The organism is Gardnerella sp. DNF01159 (genome assembly GCF_049244215.1).
Classification (GTDB): Bacteria; Actinomycetota; Actinomycetes; order Actinomycetales; family Bifidobacteriaceae; genus Bifidobacterium; species Bifidobacterium swidsinskii.
The window spans coordinates 83860-103802 of sequence record NZ_CP058387.1; the positions used below are offsets into that span (position 1 = coordinate 83860).

Genomic DNA, 19943 nt, shown 5'->3' on the forward strand with positions numbered 1-19943 from the left:
GATTTTCGACACGCCGGTGTTTTGGCTTGTTTTCAATGGTTTTGGGGTGTTTGTTTTTGGTGGGTTTGCGTTTTAGCGTGGGTTGGTGTAAGTTTATCTCTTGCTGCTCAGCGCGGCTGGTTCTCCTCGGTTGAGGTTGATGGGCCGGCTGGTGTGGTGGTGGTTTGAGAACTCAAGAGCGTGTCTGTACTACTTATTAGTTAATTATTGCCAGTTCATTGCCTGCCTTGCAGATTGCAGGGTGCCTGAGAGATGGTTAAATGGTGGTGAGGTTTTTGTTGGGATGTTCTTTCCTTAAAGAATGTCTCGTCTTTTTCTTTTTAATATTGGAGCCTTTTGTTGGCTCTTCATTGAAGTTTTTCGTGGAGGGTTCGATTCTGGCTCAGGATGAACGCTGGCGGCGTGCTTAACACATGCAAGTCGAACGGGATCTGACCAGCTTGCTGGTTGGTGAGAGTGGCGAACGGGTGAGTAATGCGTGACCAACCTGCCCCATGCTCCAGAATAGCTCTTGGAAACGGGTGGTAATGCTGGATGCTCCAACTTGACGCATGTCTTGTTGGGAAAGTGTTTAGTGGCATGGGATGGGGTCGCGTCCTATCAGCTTGTAGGCGGGGTAATGGCCCACCTAGGCTTCGACGGGTAGCCGGCCTGAGAGGGCGGACGGCCACATTGGGACTGAGATACGGCCCAGACTCCTACGGGAGGCAGCAGTGGGGAATATTGCGCAATGGGGGAAACCCTGACGCAGCGACGCCGCGTGCGGGATGAAGGCCTTCGGGTTGTAAACCGCTTTTGATTGGGAGCAAGCTTTCGGGTGAGTGTACCTTTCGAATAAGCGCCGGCTAACTACGTGCCAGCAGCCGCGGTAATACGTAGGGCGCAAGCGTTATCCGGAATTATTGGGCGTAAAGAGCTTGTAGGCGGTTCGTCGCGTCTGGTGTGAAAGCCCATCGCTTAACGGTGGGTCTGCGCCGGGTACGGGCGGGCTAGAGTGCAGTAGGGGAGACTGGAATTCCCGGTGTAACGGTGGAATGTGTAGATATCGGGAAGAACACCAATGGCGAAGGCAGGTCTCTGGGCTGTTACTGACGCTGAGAAGCGAAAGCGTGGGGAGCGAACAGGATTAGATACCCTGGTAGTCCACGCCGTAAACGGTGGACGCTGGATGTGGGGCCCATTCCACGGGTTCCGTGTCGGAGCTAACGCGTTAAGCGTCCCGCCTGGGGAGTACGGCCGCAAGGCTAAAACTCAAAGAAATTGACGGGGGCCCGCACAAGCGGCGGAGCATGCGGATTAATTCGATGCAACGCGAAGAACCTTACCTGGGCTTGACATGTGCCTGTCGACTGCAGAGATGTGGTTTCCCTTCGGGGCAGGTTCACAGGTGGTGCATGGTCGTCGTCAGCTCGTGTCGTGAGATGTTGGGTTAAGTCCCGCAACGAGCGCAACCCTCGCCCTGTGTTGCCAGCGGGTTATGCCGGGAACTCACGGGGGACCGCCGGGGTTAACTCGGAGGAAGGTGGGGATGACGTCAGATCATCATGCCCCTTACGTCCAGGGCTTCACGCATGCTACAATGGCCGGTACAACGGGATGCGACATGGTGACATGGAGCGGATCCCTTAAAACCGGTCTCAGTTCGGATCGTAGTCTGCAACTCGACTACGTGAAGGCGGAGTCGCTAGTAATCGCGAATCAGCAACGTCGCGGTGAATGCGTTCCCGGGCCTTGTACACACCGCCCGTCAAGTCATGAAAGTGGGCAGCACCCGAAGCCGGTGGCCTAACCCTTTTGGGATGGAGCCGTCTAAGGTGAGGCTCGTGATTGGGACTAAGTCGTAACAAGGTAGCCGTACCGGAAGGTGCGGCTGGATCACCTCCTTTCTACGGAGTTTTTGTGCACGCTCGGTTTGAGTGTGGTTACTGGTGTGGAAAACAATAGTTGACGTTTTTTTGATGAGTTTGTTGGGCATGCTTTTGGGTTCCCGGATTGCCACCCCCCTTTGTTTGGGGTTGCGGTCCTTGACTCACAGGATTTCAGGTTGATGCTTTTTGAGTGTTTGGCTTGGGTTTTGTGGTGTTGTGGTGGTTTGAGAACTGGATAGTGGACGCGAGTAAAATGCGAAACTTTTTTGTTTCGATTTTTTTGCTTTTATCAATTTCAACCGGCTCCTTTTGTTGGAGTCGCTTGATCGTTTTGTGATCGTTTAGTGTGATGATTTTTTGTCTAGAGAATTTTGCTGATGGGTTCTTACTTTAGTGTTTGTCACTGGTAAGGGCGTATGGTGGATGCCTTGGTAGACAGGACCGATGAAGGACGTGACGGGCTGCGATATGCCTCGGGGAGCTGCCGAGTGGGCTTTGATCCGAGGATTTCCGAATGGGGAGACCCGGCCACTGTTATGAGTGGTCACCACAGTTTTTGTGGGGGGTACGCAGGGAAGTGAAACATCTCAGTACCTGCAGGAAAGGATACTCCGTGAGTAGTGGCGAGCGAAAGCGGATCAGGCTAAACCGGGTGCGTGTGATAGCCGTCAGGTGTTGCGCATTCGGGGTCGTGGGATGGACTGTTCAGCCTCTGACGGGGTTGAGGAGAGTGATAAAATGTCGTGCTAGGTGAATGGGATTGAATTCCCAGCCGTAGAGGGTGATGGCCCCGTAGCTTGTCGTGCGATGTCTCTTTATGTTTATTCCCAAGTAGCGCGGGACTCGTGGAATCCCGCGTGAATCTGCCCAGACCGTTGGGTAAGCCTAAGTATTCCTGTCTGACCGATAGTGTACTAGTACCGTGAGGGAAAGGTGAAAAGCACCCCGGGAGGGGAGTGAAATAGTTCCTGAAACCGTGCGCTTACAATCCGTCGGAGCCTTCTTTGTGGGGTGACGGCGTGCCTATCGAAAAATGAGTCTGCGAGTCAGTGGTATGTGGCGAGGCTAACCCGGGTGGGGGAGCCGTAGCGAAAGCGAGTTTTAAAAGGCGTTTGAGTCGCATGTCCTGGACCCGAAGCGGGATGATCTAGCCCTGAGCAGGTTGAAGCGCGGGTAAGACCGTGTGGAGGACCGAACCCACCTAGGTTGAAAACTGGGGGGATGACTTGGGGTTAGGGGTGAAAGGCCAATCAAATTCCGTGATAGCTGGTTCTCTCCGAAATGCATTTAGGTGCAGCGTCGTGTTATTGCTTACAGGGGGTAGAGCTACTGGATGCTTGCGGGCCCATACCGGGTACCAATAGCAGCCAAACTCCGAATACCTGTTAGGTTTATCACGGCAGTGAGTCGGCGGGGGATAAGCTCCGTCGTCAAAAGGGAAACAGCCCTGATCGTCGTCTAAGGTCCCGAAGCGCGTGCTAAGTGGGAAAGGATGTGGAGTCGCATAGACAGCCAGGAGGTTGGCTCAGAAGCAGCCATCCTTGAAAGAGTGCGTAACAGCTCACTGGTCTAGTGGTTCCGCGCCGACAATGTAGCGGGGCTTAAGCACGCCACCGAAGACGCGGCTGCATGATTTGTTTCATGCGGGGTAGGAGAGCGTCCTGTATGGGGTGAAGCGGCAGTGTGAACTTGTCGTGGACTTTACAGGAGTGAGAATGCAGACATGAGTAGCGAGAGACGGGTGTGAATCCCGTCCGCTGAATGACTAAGGGTTCCGGGGCCACGTTCGTCGTCCCCGGGTGAGTCGAGTCCTAAGGCGAGGCCGACAGGCGTAGTCGAATGGATGAACGGGTTGATATTCCCGTACCGGTGTTACACCGTTCGAACTGAATCTGAGAGTACTAACCTTCATTTGCTGGTTGATTGCCTTTCGGGGTTGTTGGCTGGTTTGTGTTGGGACTGTATCGGTAGTAGGTTAGCGTGGGAGTGACGCGGGTAGGTAGCCGGCTGCGGAGGTGGTTTTCCGTGGCTAAGCGTGTGGGCTGTCTCCTAGGTAAATCCGGGGGATGTTAAAGCTGAGGCGTGATGGGTAGGCTGTAAGGCTGATTCCGGTGATCCTGCTTGCCAAGAAAAGCTTCAACGTGAGGTGTGATTCCGCTCGTACCCTAAACCGACACTGGTGGTCTGGTAGAGTATACCGAAGCGATCGGGCGAATCCTGGCCAAGGAACTCGGCAAATTACTCCCGTGCCTTCGGCATAAGGGAGACCCCTGATGGTGATATGGTTTTACACTGTTGAGCTGTTGGGGGTGGCACAAGCTAGGGGGTAGCGACTGTTTACCAAAAACACAGGAGCGTGCGAAGGCGTAAGCCGCTGTATACGCTCTGACGCCTGCCCGGTGCCGGAAGGTTAAGAGGATCCGTTAGCTTCGGTGAAGCGGTGAATTTAAGCCCCGGTAAACGGCGGTGGTAACTATAACCATCCTAAGGTAGCGAAATTCCTTGTCGGGTAAGTTCCGACCTGCACGAATGGCGTAACGACTTCCCCACTGTCTCGGCCAGGAGCCCGGCGAAATTGCAGTACGAGTAAAGATGCTCGTTAAGCGCAGAAGGACGAAAAGACCCCGGGACCTTTACTATACCTTGGTATTGTCGTTAGGTGTGGATCGTGTAGCATAGGCGGGAGGCTGTGAAGCGTGGGCGCTAGCTTGCGTGGAGTCGACAGGTGAAATACCGCTCTTTCCATATCTGGCGTCTAACCTCGACACGTTATCCGTGTCAGGGACAGTGCCTGGCGGGTAGTTTAACTGGGGCGGTTGCCTCCTAAAGAGTAACGGAGGCGCTCAATGGTCCGCTCAGCCCGGTTGGCAATCGGGTGTTGAGTGTAATCGCACAAGCGGGCTTGACTGTGAGACTGACGGGTCGAGCAGGGACGAAAGTCGGAGATAGTGATCCGGTGCCGGCGTACGGACGTGGCATCGCTCAACGGATAAAAGGTACCCCGGGGATAACAGGCTGATCATTCCCAAGAGTCCATATCGACGGGATGGTTTGGCACCTCGATGTCGGCTCGTCGCATCCTGGGGCTGGAGCAGGTCCCAAGGGTTCGGCTGTTCGCCGATTAAAGCGGCACGCGAGCTGGGTTCAGAACGTCGTGAGACAGTTTGGTCTCTATCCTCTGCGCTCGTTGGAATGTTGAGGAGACCTGCCCATAGTACGAGAGGACCTGGGTGGACGAACCTCTGGTATGCCGGTCGTCACGCCAGTGGCGCTGCCGGTTAGCTACGTTCGGAAGGGATAACCGCTGAAAGCATCTAAGCGGGAAGCCTGCTCCAAGATAAGCATTCCTTGCACTTTAGTGTGTGAGCCCCCATGTAGAACACGTGGTTGATAGGCTAGATGTGGAAGCCCTGTAAGGGGTGGAGCTGACTAGTACTAACGGGCGATGGTGACATTCTTCCTCACTTTTGTGAGTGGGGAGGGTGAGTTCCTCATGAGTATTATTCTTCTAGCGTTAATGAGTACTGAATGTTTTGCTTAACGATCAGTTGGTAAGAGAGTTTTTATTCGCGTTCATGTCCGGTTCCCAAACCGCCACGTGTTGCCACTCAATGGTTTTGAGTGTATAATCTAGTTTTGCGGTGGTCATGGCTCAGGTGAGACGCCCGGTCCCATTCCGAACCCGGAAGCTAAGGCCTGACACGGCGAGGGTACTGCACTCGATAGGGTGTGGGAGACTAGCACGCTGCCGCATTATTTTTCTAGCGGGGAGTTTTCACTCCCCGCTTTTTTATTTTCGTATACTACTGTTTTTGTAATCCTCCAAACTCTGGACAACGCTCGCGCTATAAGCGCTCACTGCTGAGCTTGCAAGGAAAGTCCACTGGACTTTCCGTCTGAGCAAGCTCACGCTCCGAATTGCTTTCGCGCGCGCAATGCTGCGCTCAAGCAGGTCGTCGCGCAAACGCGAGGAAAGTACTGCGTGCGTATTTGGTGCGATATACTAAAAGCATGACTACACAAACTTTTGAAGCACTCGCAAAGTCGCGATTTTCTGCACGTGATTTTCTAAATAAGCCAGTCGATTCTAAAATACTTGAAACTATTTTACAAACAGCTGCACAATCACCGAGCTGGTCCAACACTCGTGGCTACATGCTCGCTATTGCTCAAGGAGAACTAAAGCAGCAGCTAATCGACGCATATGTGCAAAAATGCAAAGCAATGTTTCGTACTAAAGACGCTACCCTTAGCGAAGACGAGCGCATGATAGCTCAGAAAATGAGCCAGCCGGATGGAGATTTTCCTGTAATGGCTCCGTATCCGCAATCGCTTAAAGAGCGCAGTGCGCGTTTAGGGTTGGCGTTGTATAAACATTTAAATATTGATCGCAAAGATTTTCCTGCTCGAGATGCTCACACTTTGCGCAACTTCCAGGCGTTTGGTGCGCCAGTTATGGGATTTGTGCTTGTGCGTCGTGATTTTCTGCCATTTGCTGCGCTGGATGCTGGAATTATGCTGCAAACGTTACTGTTGGCTGCTAAAGATCAAGGCGTAGATTCATGCCCGCTTGGCGTTCTTGCCACGTGGCGTTCACCGCTTGACGAAGTATTTGACATTCCGCCGGAGTATGCGCTTATTACTGGTTTTGCGCTAGGGTATGCGTCTGAAGCGCACGTAAATGCTTTCCGTGCGGAGCATCCGCCAATCGAACTTGCGCAAGAAAAGTAGTTCCACAAAAACCAATCTATCTTGCAAAACCCAAAGTACTTTGGAAAATATCAGATAGAATTGCTAAATATGTCCTATTTTCGCTAATTCTATCTTGCAAAACCCAAAGTACTTTGCTAAATTGAAGATAGAAGTGGATGGAAAGGGAATGCGAATGATTTTCAATCGTCAAAGGTACATAAAGAAACTTAACCAGCTTAGTTGGAATGGTCTGGTTAAAATCATTACTGGTGTGCGCCGCGCGGGAAAATCGTTCATTCTTAACGAGCTGTTCTATAATTCTCTTATTTCTCAAGGTGTTTTGCAGAAGAATATTATTCGGTTTGCCTTTGATGCAGACGAAGATATTGATCGTCTTGAGCCATTCGCAAATGGCGAGCCAGTAAAAATCGCAGATAAAAAACTTGGCTACGTTATAAATGCTAAAGTGTTCCGTCGCTACATTGCGTCGCAAATAAATGATAGTGACAAGTTTTACATTTTCCTCGACGAAGTGCAATTGCTTGACAATTTTGTTGGTACACTTAACAGTTACTTAAGGCATGCAAATTTAGACATATATGTTACTGGATCTAACTCCCGTTTTCTTTCATCAGACATTGTTACTGAATTTAAGGGGAGAAGCACAGAAGTTCACGTTCAACCTCTTACTTTTGCCGAATACATGGAAAGTTCTAGCAAAACGGTTTCGGAATCTTGGGCAGATTACATTGTTACTGGCGGAATACCGCTTGTAGCTAGAATGCAAAATGTTGAGGAACAAATAAACTACCTTGAAAATCTTGTTAAAGAAACTTATTTGAAAGATGTAGTTCAGCGAAACGGCGTGCGAAAAGAACAGGCTCTTTCTGAAACTTTGCAAGTAATAGCTTCATCAATAGGTGCTCCTGTTAATCCAAGGAAACTTTCTAACACGTTTATTAGCCACGGATATGGGGAAATTACTTCAGCAACTGTTAGTCGTTTCATAGACTATTACAGTGATGCTTTTCTTGTAAGTAAAGCTCAAAAGTATAATATTAAGGGCAAAAAATACATTGATTCCTTGTTCAAAATTTACTTTGAAGACATTGGAGTGCGCAACGCTTTGCTTAATTTTAGGCAAATCGAAGAGTCGCATATTATGGAAAATGTTATATACAACGAATTAAGATATCGCGGATATAACGTGGATATTGGCGAAATGAATATTGCCGAAAATACTGGTCGAAAAGATAAAAATAACCATGATATTTATGCGCAAAAATCTTTGGAAATAGATTTTATTGCTACTTTGGGAAGTGAAAAATATTATATACAATCTGCGCCCGCTATGCCAACGGAAGAAAAATCATTGCGAGAGAAACGCTCGCTTTACTATATTGATAATTCCTTCAAAAAGATAGTAGTTACGAAAAATGGATTGCATGCTACAAGAGATAATCGTGGGGTAGTCACCATGGACCTATTTGATTTTTTGCTTAATGAGGATAGCCTTAAGCTGTGATTTAATGCAATGCGGTTGGGGCTATGCACAAGCAAGTTGCTCAGTAGTGTATAAACTCTATGCAGAACAAATCAATAGCGGATAAATAAGTAAAGGTCAAGCTGTAGGATGTGTGGCTACAACTTGACCTTTGAAAATTGCGATATGTTTTTAAGTTAAAATCGTAGTCTAATGCTTTTATTTATTCTTGGCAATTCCAAGAGCTTTTGAACTTTCATCCTTGTCAAGGCCTATAAATAAAAGCACGATTATGCCAATAATCAGCGGAACATAACCGTATCCAGATCCGTGGATTATGCCGAATATTTCCATAAGCCCATTTGCTATTACGACTAGTGAAGATACTATAAAATATAGCTGCGCGCACCACGGTTTTTTAATGAGAAACATGGTTGCAAGTCCAAATAATCCAGCGATAATTTGAGGCACTCCCCATAGATAATCATTACGCATTACAATCAGCGCAATTCCGCTAGCAAGAAATACGCCATTGGCTATTGTCCAAAATACGGATGGAATTTGTGCTTTTGTATATTCTGAATTACTCATATTTTTCCTACTATAGCAGCATCATAATTGCTTTTGTTACAACCCAAGCCATCCAATCTGGCATCCCTGCTGATTTGCAGGCATTATAAATTCCGTCTTCAATCTTTCCAGTCCAATGCTCCAAAAATTTTATAAGCTCATTTAATCCTAAATGACTTTTAATGAATTGTTTAACTTGCTTAGGTAGTTTATGATAAATAGTTTTAATTGTTTTAACTACAAGACTAATTTTTCCACGTTCTTGTAACATGTTACGAAGCTCTGCTTGCGTTGGTTCTGCGTTAGATGCTGGAATTTTAATGAGATATCCATTAACTACATACACGCGGTAACCATCTTTTGTTGTGATGTGTTCGCATGCTATGTTTTTTTCAACGGTGCTATCTGTTGGCTCAAGAGCGAGTGCAGTAGAAGAAGGAACAACAATACTGCTAAAAATTAATGAAGCAGATAATACGCATGCTATAGCTAACTTCTTCATAATATGCCTTTCTGTACGAGAAGTAACTGTTTATGCCAAAAATCTTGACAATTTATAAATTAATGGCGTGCTAAAAGGTAAACAATATCTTGTATATGAAAACCTTTACAAATAATTACTATCTAAAACTGTTTAAGATTCATTAATCTTTTAAACTGAATCAGTAAGGCATACTATCTATATAGTTATGTTTATTTTTTAAAGGTATAACTGCATTACATTCCCAATACTTACCAAAGGCTCGAAAATAGAGTGAACCGCCTAAATGCTTTATGGTATCGCGATGAAGCAGAAGTCCTTTTTGAGATACTGAGCGAATTGCATCTTTACTTTTTCCGCCCAAAAATCGAACATTGAACTGTTTTATAACAATTTGTTTTTTACGTATCGAAATTCTGATGTAATAAACTAAAGAAGCATATTTTCGCATGTTCAAATATAGTTCTTCGATTAATTCAATAACTTCACAGATGATTTCATCGCTAATGTCTTCAGGAATATCGTTACTAGATATATTGCATATGGATCTTCCTTTTAATCCACAAGATGTATTGATTGAGTCGTTCATTTGTAGTGTATCTTCGATGTGCTGAATGAACTCGCTTCGAGCATCTTGCTTAGCAGTATTTCCACGTAGAATGTCGATAATATTATGTCCTTCTTCAAAAGCCTGATCTGCCAAATCATTTATTGCCTCAATAGCACTTCGCTGTTTTTTAGAAATAGACTTGTCAAGTAATGCTATTTTACTTTGTAGTGCAATATCTGCAATCTTATTAGTTAATCTATCGTGCATTCGCACAGCCAGATGAAGATTATTAATTGTTTGCTTATCTTTTTCATAAAGAACCATTTTTTGGTGAGAAATACGCAAAATAATACCAGTGCAAACGCAAAATATATTTATTAAAAGGTAAGCAATAAGATACTTGAAAGATAAAGTTGATAGGTATCGGTATGCAACGTAGTGTAATGCGTCTATTACTAAGAATAAAGGTAGTGTAAATTGAATCGGATATAAATACGAAATAAAAACAAATGATATGATGAGCCCGAAAGTTACTGGTGGAAGATTCAGACTAGGAATAGCAAGAATGCTGAGATGCACAAAAATATAGCACATGCTCATAAAATGCGGAAGCAAGCAAAGGAACAGATTTATAGCAGCAAGAATCATGTAAACTATAACAAGTTGTATTGTGCTATTGTCGCTATTCGAGTAAATATACGCATCCATTGCGCTCGACAAACATCCCAATAGTAAAAATGTTTTATTGTCAATAAGCTTTTCTCGTAAACGACGCATTAAGAAAATAATCATTGTGTATCATTTCCTAAATATTCATCATGCAGCCATGTAGTAATAAGTTGTGAACGATTCGTCACATTCAGTTTTTTGAACACGCGACGAAGGATAGTTTCCACAGTACAAGTTTCAACAAATAAACGTTTAGCGATTTGCGCATTAGTCATTCCTCTACTGCACAACTTTACAATTTCAGTCTCATGATCCGTTAAAGCAAGGCGTCCATTTTTTGGCTTATTTTGCAAACGTTGAAATGCTGTCGTCGTGTCGTCAAAATGAAGATTGCCTATTATTTGTGGCTTGAATGTGCCATGGGCAATACTGCTAAGCATGGCGCAAATAGTTTCTGGGTGGTTCTTTCCAACAATGCCTTGTGCGCCTGCTGTTGATGCTTTTAAAGCATAATCGTTTATAGGGAATGAAGTTATAGCAATTATTATTGGGAGTGAGTATCTTCTTCGCAATTCGTATAATATTTTAATTCCCGAAACCCCAGACATATACATGTCAATTAGCAGCACGTCTGGGCATTGATTTTGACAAAATTGAATTGCTTGATTGGCGTACGCGGATAACCAGCAAATACTGCAGGACGGAACAACCTGCTCAATATATGTTTTTAGGCCGTGTAGACAAAAACAATCATCATCAACAATGCCAACAGTAATATGCTTTGCTATCATATTGCTCCTTTAGAAAAGCATTATTTAAGTAATAATAGTACTTGAATTTGTATGATGAATATCTTGTCTAGGAAAACCTTTACAAAGCAGATTGTATAAAGGTAGTTACTGGAGCTTACGGGGGGTTACTCCGCAGCGAATAAGTTCGATTAAAGCTTAGTGATTTAATCACAATGTGGTTGCGTCTATGCGCAAGCAAGTTGCTCAGTAGTGTATAAACTCTATGCAAAATAAATCATTCTCTGGTATTACGCAAGCTCCAATAATCATAAATAAAATCATCATTTAGTATGATGCAAACTCTTTACGGCGATTATAAGCTATTAACCAAGAGCTGAAATTCTAAATGAAGTGGTAATCATAAAAGCGTTAATTGCAGCATTGCCGAGCCTTTTATTTATTTTGGATCAGTTTGAGAGGCTTGTTTCGACGCATCCTATGTGTCTACGAGTTTGGAGAGTAAGGAACTTTGTGTTATGCGTAAGTTTACGAAAGTATTCTTGTTAGCTGCTCTGCCAGCGTGTTTGCTTACTGCATGCGCTGGTAGAGCAGTTGATGATAGTCAACAGCAGGCATCGCATGATTCAGTTCCACTTATTTCAGTCAAAAAACAGCCTTTAACACAAGTTGTGTCGGGTAAAGCAACAATAGAACAATCGTCTACCTTTGTTATCACTGCTGTAAGTAGAGGGAATTTTTCTCCATCGGTAAAAGCAGGAAGTGCTGTAAAAGCTGGAAGTATTTTAGGCTACAATGCTGGTAACAAAGTTATTGCTCCAGTAGACGCTAAAGTTGTGTCAGTGGCTGAATCATCTGCGGACGTGCCTAAATCTTTCCCGCTATTTACTCTTAAATATGAAGGTTTTTCAATAAGCCTTAACGCAAAAGCTTTACTTCGTTCTGCGGATATTGCAGATGTTAAAGGTCGCTTCCAAGTTGAAGATGGTGTTGGGCCAACCAATTGTTTGCAAATAGTACAAAGCGGTGGAACTTCTACAGATGTTGCAGCTTCGGGTAGTAGCAAGAATGATAATGCTGATTCAACTCAAACAGATGAGTCGAGTGCGCAAAGTACGCCTAGTGTATCGTCAAAAGTTTTAACGTGTTTAATAGATAAAAGCACAGAAGTAGAATCAGGCCAAAATGCGACGCTTGTTTTTAATGGCAAGCATAAACAATCGGTTCTAACTCTGCCTGTTAGTGCAGTTGCTGGAAGAGTCCAAAAAGGATTAGTCTCATACAAGAAAGGCGATAATTGGGAGCGTAAAGAAGTTGGTCTTGGAATCAGTGACGGCGCTAATATTGAAATTACGTCTGGTTTGCATGAGGGTGATGTTGTAGCAGGTGTTTCTCCTGATCTCATTCCAGGAGTGCAATGATTATGGAGAACAATCCTGTTCCACTGGTTGAACTACAAGACGTGTCAGCGCGTGTAAAACTAGGCAATGGCGAATGGCTTACCACTGTCAACTCTGCTTCTATGTTACTTAATCAAGGTGAAACATACGCGGTAGTTGGCAGGTCTGGCTCCGGCAAAACAAGTCTTATTTCTATTATTGGATTTTTGAATAAAAATTTTACTGGAAAATACTATTATTCTGGCAAATCAATCCAAAAGTGTAGTGATGCTACAGTATCGCATATGCGCGCTAGAAATATTGGTTTTGTTTTTCAAAACTATTCGCTTATTAAGCATTTAAGCATTAGAGAAAATGTTGAGTTGCCGCTTTTGTACGCAGGGCTACAACAAAGCAAGCAGACAAGAAGGAAAACGATAGAAGAAGCATTATGTGCTGTTGGATTGCAAGATAAACTAAATGAATACCCTGGAAGGCTATCAGGCGGTGAACAGCAGAGAGTCGCGATAGCGCGTGCTCTCGTCACTAATCCCGAATTACTTATTTGCGATGAGCCAACTGGTGCGCTCGATAGTAGCACGGGAGAAAAAGTGCTTCAAGTGTTGCATGATCGTGTTCAAGAATCTGGAACAACATTACTATTAGTCACTCATGATATGAAAGTGGCTCGTTCTTGCTCTCACATTTTTACTATGGAAGGCGGTGTTCTTTATGATCATGCTGCTTAAAGATTTGCGCCTGTCTCCTATGAGATCCTTCCTTACAGGTTTTTCAATGTTTATCGGCATCATTGCCGTTATTGCGTCAGTGCTTATTGGCACGGTTGGTAAGGACTATCTTATTGCAACTAACGAACAGCTAAACGGTCGTAGACCAACATACGAGATTACTTTTTCAGCACAAAATTTTGACGAATATTCAGTATTTAACAAATTCTTAAATCGCATTGAATCCGCAAATCGTAACGCTAACGTTATGCTACAACCAAACACTGGGCTACTGTTTAGCGCTTCTATGCCAGCTTTGAAGAGCGTAAAAATAAGCGAAGAATATAAAACTAGCAATCTTCAATATGTTGATGCTGTTTACACTACGTCAGGATACAATAAAGTTTATAACTTACCTATTGTAAGTGGAAGATGGTTTAGTAATAGCGCTAAAAGCAACGCATTAGAAATGGTAGTAAACCAATCTGCTAGCAAAAGATACAAGATTGGTGAAGTAGCATTTATTACTTCTCGCAAAACAACACAAATGAGTCCTATAAGGATTGTTGGAGTTGTGAACGATGGCGTAGACTCAGCAAAAGCATACGTGAATATTCTAGGCTTGTTACGTTACGCTCCAACTCTTTGGGAATATTCTGAAAAAGAAACTCACGGCTCAATCTACTGGTTAAATAAAGAAAATCGTTCTCAAAAATCAATTAAATCTTATGTTTCAGATGCTCTTTATGACTGTTGTGGTGGGCAAGTAAACGAAATTAGAAGACATGATAATAGTGATGATTACGAGAATGTGATAACAGTATTGCAATTAAGTTTTGCTATCGTAGCAGCATTATTGCTTTTTGTTTCCGCGCTAGGTTTAATCAATATTGGTTTAGCATCGTTGGAGCAGCGCACACATGAACTTCTTATACGCAGAGCTTTGGGTGCTACTAGATGGTCGATTGCTTCACTCGTGTTAGGCAGTGCGATTATTTTAGCACTAATAGTCTCGATTGCTGCCGTCGCTGTTTCTTTTGGTCTTGTGTCTATAGCATCAAGTTTTTGGGATGCATCAAGCCCAGTTAGTCCGCCAGTTTACCCATATGAAGCCGCTATTGGAGCTGTTATTGCGGCTTTTATCACAGCACTTGCTGGAAGTGTGGTGCCGGCAATAAAAGCATCGCGTTTACAACCAGCATTAGCATTGCGTTAATTTTCAAAAAATAAGAAAGAAGGAATAATGAATAATCATACTATTGGTAAAGCAACTCTTATTGTTGGTGTGCTTAGTGCGCTTCTTATGTTCAATGCTTGTGGAGGAGTAGACAACAATAATGCGAGTGGTATGGGTGGCGCGCGCTCGCAAAATAGTTCGCCTAGAGAGATTGTTGATTTTGCTCATATAGAGAAGGAATATCAGGAATCTGTGGCAAAGCTTAGTTGGCCTGAAAAATATAAAGCTCCTGCAAACTTGGTTGGAGAAGAAAAAGACAGTCAGTTCCAGAGTGGATATGGCGATACGCAAGCATCTAATTATTATCAGTGTGCTTGGGAGCGGCAATGGCTAGACACGTATGCTAGTGATGAACAAGCGGCAAGTAAAGCTTTGCATGAGCTTGAAAAAGTGCCTAGCATGCCGTTTATGGGTCCAGATCGTTGTGATGATGCAACGCGAAACTTTTTCAAAGAGCACATGCGTAAAGCAAAACTTGGAGATCCATCAGGATTCCAACAGGATGTGCAAACTAATTGTCCTGTGATGTAATTGCATTTGTATAGCTTTGTTGCGCTGTCGCGCTAAATGGCTTGTTATATGCTTCTTTTTACCCATGTTGATGGTGTCCAATAATCTTTGGTAAGCATTGATGGGTATGTTTGTTTACGAGCTTGAATAATCCATAAGGCTATACCTGTTGAAATAAGTATTACGCCAGAAGCAATCATTATGAATAATGATGAATTTAGATTTCCCCATGCTAGTACGCTTGCATACCCTACGATAATGCCGCATTGCTCCATAATAGAAGTAAAAGTAGTAGTTGCGCCGAGAATGCGTGTTGGTATGCCGTCGAGAAGAGCTGTTTGCCCATAGACAATAGTGGCGTCAAAAATAATACCTGCAATGAAAGCAGAGCAAAGAAAAAGAGCAATCCAATTATTAAGTGCGAAAATAAGTAAAGGAATAGAAAGGAATCCAGGTAATAAAATGGAGTATAAAATCTCATAATGTAGCACAATATATTTGCATAATACTGAACCTACAATCATGCCAATGTTAAATATGCTGACTATTGATCCCCATGTGGATGCCGAATGAAAAAGCGTGAGACAATGGTGTGCTCCCATTAGTCTAAATGCAGCAAGCCATGATCCAGATTGTAATGCTGATACTGCTCCTAAGACTATTAACCATGGTGTAGATTTCATATAGTGTAGAGAGGCTGCAAAACCAGCAGTTTTATTGCTTCCTGTTTTCGTATTGTTTGCGCTATTTTGTGCTTGCTGGTTTAGATTAACTAACAGTAGAGGTAGCGCCGCTAATATCATCACAATAGCAATGCTCGTAAAGAAAATGAGAGGATTGCATATATCAACAAATATGCCAGTGATTGCAGGTGCAGCAAGCCTGCTGAGATTAATCCACATGCGCATGCTTGCTAAAAATTTGGTTTTTTCGCCAGTTGGTACACTATACGCCATCAATACTTTTTGATTAGGTGAAGAAAATGCAGTAAAGAACCCGAATATTATGCCGAGTAGCGTAACCATAATAGCAATAAGGTTATGCTGTGCTACTAAAGCGAAACCATATCCAGTGCACAGCAAGGCAAAGCAGAACGTTAGAGCTATAAACAATCTAGTTGGTGGATATTTATCTGCGATAATGCCGCCAAGTGGTGCTGCTATGCAGGTCATAAGTGCTACGGACACTGCGTTAAGTGCTGCGTGAGATAAGTCAACATGCATTAAAAGATATAGACTCACGCCAAATCTACAGCTTGTTAAAAGAAAAGCATTAAGCGATAAAACGGATATAATAAGAGTCGTGCGAATTCGTGCCGCAGCGTTCATTTCCTTCTCTTTTTTCTTTCATGTTATGAATGTCTTTCATATTCTGAATGATATATGCCTATTGATATACACCTTTTTCTGGACTGCGAGTGAAATTAGTGTTTTATTGCTGTTTATAGGCAGGGGCTGCGGCTACTGGCGATAGTAGGAGAGGAAGTTAGAGAGTTTGCCCATTGCGTCACGAAGTGTTTGCAAGCGTAGCAAGTAGATAACATGTAATTATTTTAAGGGATTGACGTTTGTTTAACAATGTAGTAAATTGATTTACAAGAGTTTAACATTACGGTTCAAAGGAGACTGAAATGAACTCTCGAGCGATGAAGTTTAGCGCATTTATGCGTAGGTTTTTATTTTTTATAGTTTCATTTTTTATTAGTTTAATGTTACTTTTTAATTCACCTACTTCTGCTTTTGCGAACACTGCTCATAGTGTGCGACCATTGGAAGAAGGTGATGTTATTTATCAAGTCTTAGTTGATAGATTTGCGGATGGTGATTCATCCAACAATGATTTTGGTCATGGTGAATATAACCCTAATGATTTAGGTTTTTATCATGGTGGCGACTGGAAAGGTCTAACTAATCATTTGGACTATATAGCAGGGTTGGGTGTTACTGCAATTTGGATTTCTCCTGTGTCTGAACAAGAACCGTTGTCAAAAGACGGTAAAGAAGCAAGCTATCATGGTTATTTCACTAAAGATTTTGCAACACCAAATAAACATTTTGGTAGTAGAGCTGATTTGCAAAGGCTTATTAATGAAGCTCATAATCGTGGATTAAAGATGATTCTCGATGTTGTGCCAAATCACACGTCAGACTATCTTGATGCTTATGCTCGTAAATATAATGGGGCATATCATCCAGAAGGGTTTTTGAATAATCCAGCATTTTATCATCATTTTGGTGATTGTAAATTCGATAATACTGAATCGCAGTCTGATATAGAGCAATGTGATCTTGGTGGTTTAGATGATCTTGATCAGTCTAATCCGCAAGTCTCTAAATATCTTATTAAGACATATAAAGATTGGATTGATATGGGCTTTGATGGAATGAGAGTAGATGCTGCTCGTTCTATCCCGAAACCTTGGTTAAAGAAATTTGAGAAAGAAGTTGGGGTTCCATCATTTGGAGAAATATTTGTTGGTGATGTTGATTATGTTGCTGATTACCAAAACTACGAATGGGGTGCATTAGATTTTCCTTATTTCTTCACTGTGCGTAGAACTTTTTCAGCAGACACGGATATGCGTGACTTAGGGAAGCTATTTTCGCAGGATACGAAATATAGGAATCCAAACCAATTAGAGACATTTATTGATAATCATGACAGAGCAAGGTTTTTGACTTGGGCAAATGATGATTATCAACGTTTACGTTCTGCCTTGTCGTTTATGATGACTACCCGTGGTTTGCCGATTATTTATTATGGCACTGAACAGGCTGATGACGGTAATGGCAATGGTTCAGAAGTCCCTATTGCAAATAAGGATAATCGTAAAGATATGAAATCGTTTAACACTAAATCTCCGTTATACCAGCATATTAAACGATTAACAGAGATTCGTCGTAAGCACACTTCATTGAGGACAGGTCGTCAACTTGAGATGTGGTCTGCCAAAGATGTGTATGCTTTCTCTCGTATGGCCAAGGATAATAGCGATGAGGTTATTACAGTTGCTCATAATACTTGGGGTGAAAAGATGGTTACTATACCTCTTAGAGCAGAAAGTCATATCTCTGTAGGAACTGTTTTGACAGATATGATGAATACGAATCGTAAAGCAACTGTTGTGCCAGGAGGGGTAACCGGTAAACAGATTAAGGTGCTGTTATCTTCGCATGATGTCGCTATTTTTGCCGCAGAGACGTCTACTTCTGAGTATCACCCAGTTCGTCGGAATCTTACGAAGATTATGGTTCATGCGAATGTTCCTTTAGGTCATTCGCTAACTGTAAGAGGAGATACTTATCCACTTTCTTGGAATTATGGTCGTGCATGTCATTATTTGGGTAACGACATATGGGAATTTGAAATGGAAAGAATACCTAAAGGTAAAAAGTTCCAATTTAAGGCATTGCTTGATGACAAACAGTGGGTGTCTAAAGATAATGCCTTCGGAGTTGGAGGGGAGGAGGTAGAAACAAGCATGCATTTTTGATTTTGGTGTCTGTATGAACATGACATGTAGATTTATATGAGCCAGTGTTTGTGGCAATTAAAAAACTGTTTGCTTGTTATGTAGTCATACAACAAAGAATAAAAAAATTATTAGTTTGTTTTCTGATGCTTTAGAGAATCGTTCGTCATCCATTTTCTAAATGCAAAATGAGTGCAAGTTAACGTATGAATATAAAAAGAAGGTTACAATGAAGAAACTTACAAAAATATGTGCACTGATTGGTGCTGCTGCAATGATTGTTAGCGTAAGTGCGTGCGGTAGTACGAAATCGTCCGACGCTAATGGTGCAACATCGCTTACCATTTGGCATTATTGGGATGGCGCTAACGCCGATACCTTTGATGCAATGGTGAAGGATTTTAATGCTTCGCATAAAAATATTAAGATTAAGACTGCGAGCGTCCCGAATTCTGATTTTATGACGAAGCTTCGTGCATCGGCTTCGTCGAAGAGCTTGCCAGATATTTCTATAAGTGATTTGGTATGGGTGCCACAGATTGCAAAAATGGGCAATTTGACTGATCTTTCTAAGGTTATCAGCTCGAAAACGCTCGATGATGTGACTCCTGCATTGATTGACTATGGTCATATTGACGGCAAACAAGTTTCTGTGCCAGTGACTGCCAATAATCTTGCGTACATGTACAACAAGGATGTTTATAAAGAAGCTGGGTTAGATCCTAACAAGCCACCGCAAACATGGGATGAGTTGAAGAAAGTTGCCAAGACAATCAAGGAAAAGACGGGCAAGCCAGGGTATGATTTGCTTACTCAAGCAGGAGATAACGGCGAAGGTTTAACTTGGAACTTCCAGGTCAACTTGTGGCAAGCTGGCGGCGAATTCTTGACGAAGGATAATTCTAAGGCTGCATTCAATACGCCAGAAGGCAAGAAGGCTATGAACTTCTGGATGGATCTCATCAAGAGCGGCGTGAGCCCATATGCTAAGTGGGGCGAATTTGAAAAGGGCAAGGGTGGTTCTGCTCAGGAAGGTAGCTGGATGGTTGGCATCTGGGCGCCAGATCCACCATTTGATTTCGGTGTAGCAAAAGCCCCTCATCCAAAGGATGGTAAGGAGGCAACCAATCTCGGTGGTGAACAAGCAATCGTCTTCCACAATTCTGACGCTCGTGCCAAGGCTGCTGGCGAGTTCTTGAATTGGTTCTTGCAGCCAGAACAGGTGATCAAGTGGTCGCAAAAGACTGGCATGCTTCCTGTAACGAAGAGTGTTGCAAAGTCTGATAAGTATTTGGATTGGGTTAAGAAGGAACAGCCTCGTTTAATTCCGTTTGTGGAACAAATGGAGATTGCTCATACACGTCCAAATACGCCATTGTATCCAAAGATTTCCTTCGAATTTGCAAAGGCTGTGGAGAAGGCTTTCGCTGGAGAGCAGAGTGTTGACGAAGCGCTTGCGAATGCTGAAAAGGCAGTAAACGACGTGATTGCCAAAGGCTGATTGCATAAATACTGTGCCGATAGCTGGGTCGAATGAAATAAAGTTGGCTCAGCT

The 19943-nt window shown here is 43.3% G+C and carries 13 protein-coding genes, 3 rRNA genes and 1 pseudogene; 12 read left to right on the forward strand and 5 right to left on the reverse strand.

All coding sequences use genetic code 11. The features are described from left to right. The first annotated feature begins 21 nt into the window (after positions 1–21). The 6 genes from HXT39_RS00340 to HXT39_RS00365 all read left to right on the forward strand — a co-directional run bounded on the left by HXT39_RS00340 (position 22) and on the right by HXT39_RS00365 (position 8085). On the forward strand, positions 22–168 hold the full coding sequence (locus HXT39_RS00340; RefSeq protein WP_162720529.1) for a hypothetical protein: 147 nt from the start codon (positions 22–24) through the stop codon (positions 166–168). A gap of 191 nt (positions 169–359) precedes the next feature. Next, positions 360–1886 (forward strand): 16S ribosomal RNA (locus HXT39_RS00345). Positions 1887–2264: 378 nt separating this feature from the next. Beyond that, positions 2265–5326, forward strand: a 23S ribosomal RNA gene (locus HXT39_RS00350). Positions 5327–5505: 179 nt separating this feature from the next. Then, a 5S ribosomal RNA gene (rrf, locus tag HXT39_RS00355) occupies positions 5506–5622 on the forward strand. The 16S, 23S and 5S rRNA genes sit together here, the layout of an rRNA operon. 257 nt (positions 5623–5879) lie before the next feature. Next, positions 5880–6599, forward strand: coding sequence for a nitroreductase family protein (locus HXT39_RS00360; RefSeq protein WP_102703492.1), 720 nt, complete (start codon positions 5880–5882; stop codon positions 6597–6599). A 154-nt stretch (positions 6600–6753) separates the two neighbouring features. Further along, a complete protein-coding gene (locus HXT39_RS00365) occupies positions 6754–8085 on the forward strand; it encodes an ATP-binding protein (protein WP_233186364.1) in 1332 nt (443 codons plus the stop codon). Between the two features lie 177 nt (positions 8086–8262). Here HXT39_RS00365 and HXT39_RS00370 read toward each other — a convergent pair whose 3' ends face one another. The 4 genes from HXT39_RS00370 to HXT39_RS00385 form a co-directional block, all read right to left on the reverse strand. Further along, on the reverse strand, positions 8263–8634 hold the full coding sequence (locus HXT39_RS00370) for a hypothetical protein (protein ID WP_004108219.1): 372 nt from the start codon (positions 8632–8634) through the stop codon (positions 8263–8265). Positions 8635–8644: 10 nt separating this feature from the next. Then, complete coding sequence (locus tag HXT39_RS00375) at positions 8645–9115, reverse strand: hypothetical protein (RefSeq protein WP_103014046.1); 471 nt, start codon at positions 9113–9115, stop codon at positions 8645–8647. A gap of 160 nt (positions 9116–9275) precedes the next feature. Beyond that, complete coding sequence (locus HXT39_RS00380; RefSeq protein WP_004108215.1) at positions 9276–10436, reverse strand: hypothetical protein; 1161 nt, start codon at positions 10434–10436, stop codon at positions 9276–9278. Then, positions 10433–11104 carry a response regulator gene (locus HXT39_RS00385; protein ID WP_004108214.1) on the reverse strand — a complete coding sequence of 224 codons (672 nt, stop codon included), beginning with the start codon at positions 11102–11104 and terminating at the stop codon, positions 10433–10435. The genes HXT39_RS00380 and HXT39_RS00385 overlap by 4 nt, the downstream gene beginning before the upstream one ends. 476 nt (positions 11105–11580) lie before the next feature. Here HXT39_RS00385 and HXT39_RS00390 point away from each other — a divergent pair, with 476 nt between their 5' ends. From HXT39_RS00390 to HXT39_RS00405, 4 genes are read left to right on the forward strand one after another with little or no spacing between them, the layout of a single operon-like run. Next, positions 11581–12483, forward strand: a complete 903-nt coding sequence (locus tag HXT39_RS00390) for an efflux RND transporter periplasmic adaptor subunit (protein ID WP_102703486.1) — start codon at positions 11581–11583, stop codon at positions 12481–12483. Continuing rightward, complete coding sequence (locus HXT39_RS00395) at positions 12480–13190, forward strand: ABC transporter ATP-binding protein (protein WP_102703485.1); 711 nt, start codon at positions 12480–12482, stop codon at positions 13188–13190. The genes HXT39_RS00390 and HXT39_RS00395 overlap by 4 nt, the downstream gene beginning before the upstream one ends. After that, on the forward strand, positions 13174–14385 hold the full coding sequence (locus HXT39_RS00400; RefSeq protein ID WP_103014047.1) for an ABC transporter permease: 1212 nt from the start codon (positions 13174–13176) through the stop codon (positions 14383–14385). The genes HXT39_RS00395 and HXT39_RS00400 overlap by 17 nt, the downstream gene beginning before the upstream one ends. A gap of 27 nt (positions 14386–14412) precedes the next feature. Then, positions 14413–14937: a hypothetical protein gene (locus HXT39_RS00405; protein ID WP_102703483.1), complete on the forward strand. Its 525-nt coding sequence runs from the start codon at positions 14413–14415 to the stop codon at positions 14935–14937. A 44-nt stretch (positions 14938–14981) separates the two neighbouring features. Here HXT39_RS00405 and HXT39_RS00410 read toward each other — a convergent pair whose 3' ends face one another. Next, positions 14982–16244, reverse strand: coding sequence for an MFS transporter (locus tag HXT39_RS00410; RefSeq protein ID WP_102703482.1), 1263 nt, complete (start codon positions 16242–16244; stop codon positions 14982–14984). 380 nt (positions 16245–16624) lie between these two features. Here HXT39_RS00410 and HXT39_RS00415 point away from each other — a divergent pair. Both HXT39_RS00415 and HXT39_RS00420 read left to right on the forward strand, forming a co-directional pair. Continuing rightward, a pseudogene (locus tag HXT39_RS00415) lies at positions 16625–17632 on the forward strand (alpha-amylase family glycosyl hydrolase); the annotation flags it as partial. Positions 17633–18617: 985 nt separating this feature from the next. Continuing rightward, the gene (locus HXT39_RS00420) at positions 18618–19889 is read left to right on the forward strand and encodes an ABC transporter substrate-binding protein (RefSeq protein ID WP_033888414.1); all 1272 of its coding nucleotides are present in this window, start codon (positions 18618–18620) and stop codon (positions 19887–19889) included. Positions 19890–19943: the final 54 nt, after the last annotated feature.

Bases quoted from the DNA above. Each gene is read 5' to 3' on its own strand.
- HXT39_RS00360 (WP_102703492.1), top strand. From the start codon at position 5,880: ATGACTACACAAACTTTTGAAGCACTCGCAAAGTCGCGATTTTCTGCA.
- HXT39_RS00365 (WP_233186364.1), top strand. From the start codon at position 6,754: ATGATTTTCAATCGTCAAAGGTACATAAAGAAACTTAACCAGCTTAGT.
- HXT39_RS00370 (WP_004108219.1), bottom strand. From the start codon at position 8,634: ATGAGTAATTCAGAATATACAAAAGCACAAATTCCATCCGTATTTTGG.
- HXT39_RS00375 (WP_103014046.1), bottom strand. From the start codon at position 9,115: ATGAAGAAGTTAGCTATAGCATGCGTATTATCTGCTTCATTAATTTTT.
- HXT39_RS00380 (WP_004108215.1), bottom strand. From the start codon at position 10,436: ATGATTATTTTCTTAATGCGTCGTTTACGAGAAAAGCTTATTGACAAT.
- HXT39_RS00385 (WP_004108214.1), bottom strand. From the start codon at position 11,104: ATGATAGCAAAGCATATTACTGTTGGCATTGTTGATGATGATTGTTTT.
- HXT39_RS00390 (WP_102703486.1), top strand. From the start codon at position 11,581: ATGCGTAAGTTTACGAAAGTATTCTTGTTAGCTGCTCTGCCAGCGTGT.
- HXT39_RS00395 (WP_102703485.1), top strand. From the start codon at position 12,480: ATGATTATGGAGAACAATCCTGTTCCACTGGTTGAACTACAAGACGTG.
- HXT39_RS00400 (WP_103014047.1), top strand. From the start codon at position 13,174: ATGATCATGCTGCTTAAAGATTTGCGCCTGTCTCCTATGAGATCCTTC.
- HXT39_RS00405 (WP_102703483.1), top strand. From the start codon at position 14,413: ATGAATAATCATACTATTGGTAAAGCAACTCTTATTGTTGGTGTGCTT.
- HXT39_RS00410 (WP_102703482.1), bottom strand. From the start codon at position 16,244: ATGAACGCTGCGGCACGAATTCGCACGACTCTTATTATATCCGTTTTA.
- HXT39_RS00420 (WP_033888414.1), top strand. From the start codon at position 18,618: ATGAAGAAACTTACAAAAATATGTGCACTGATTGGTGCTGCTGCAATG.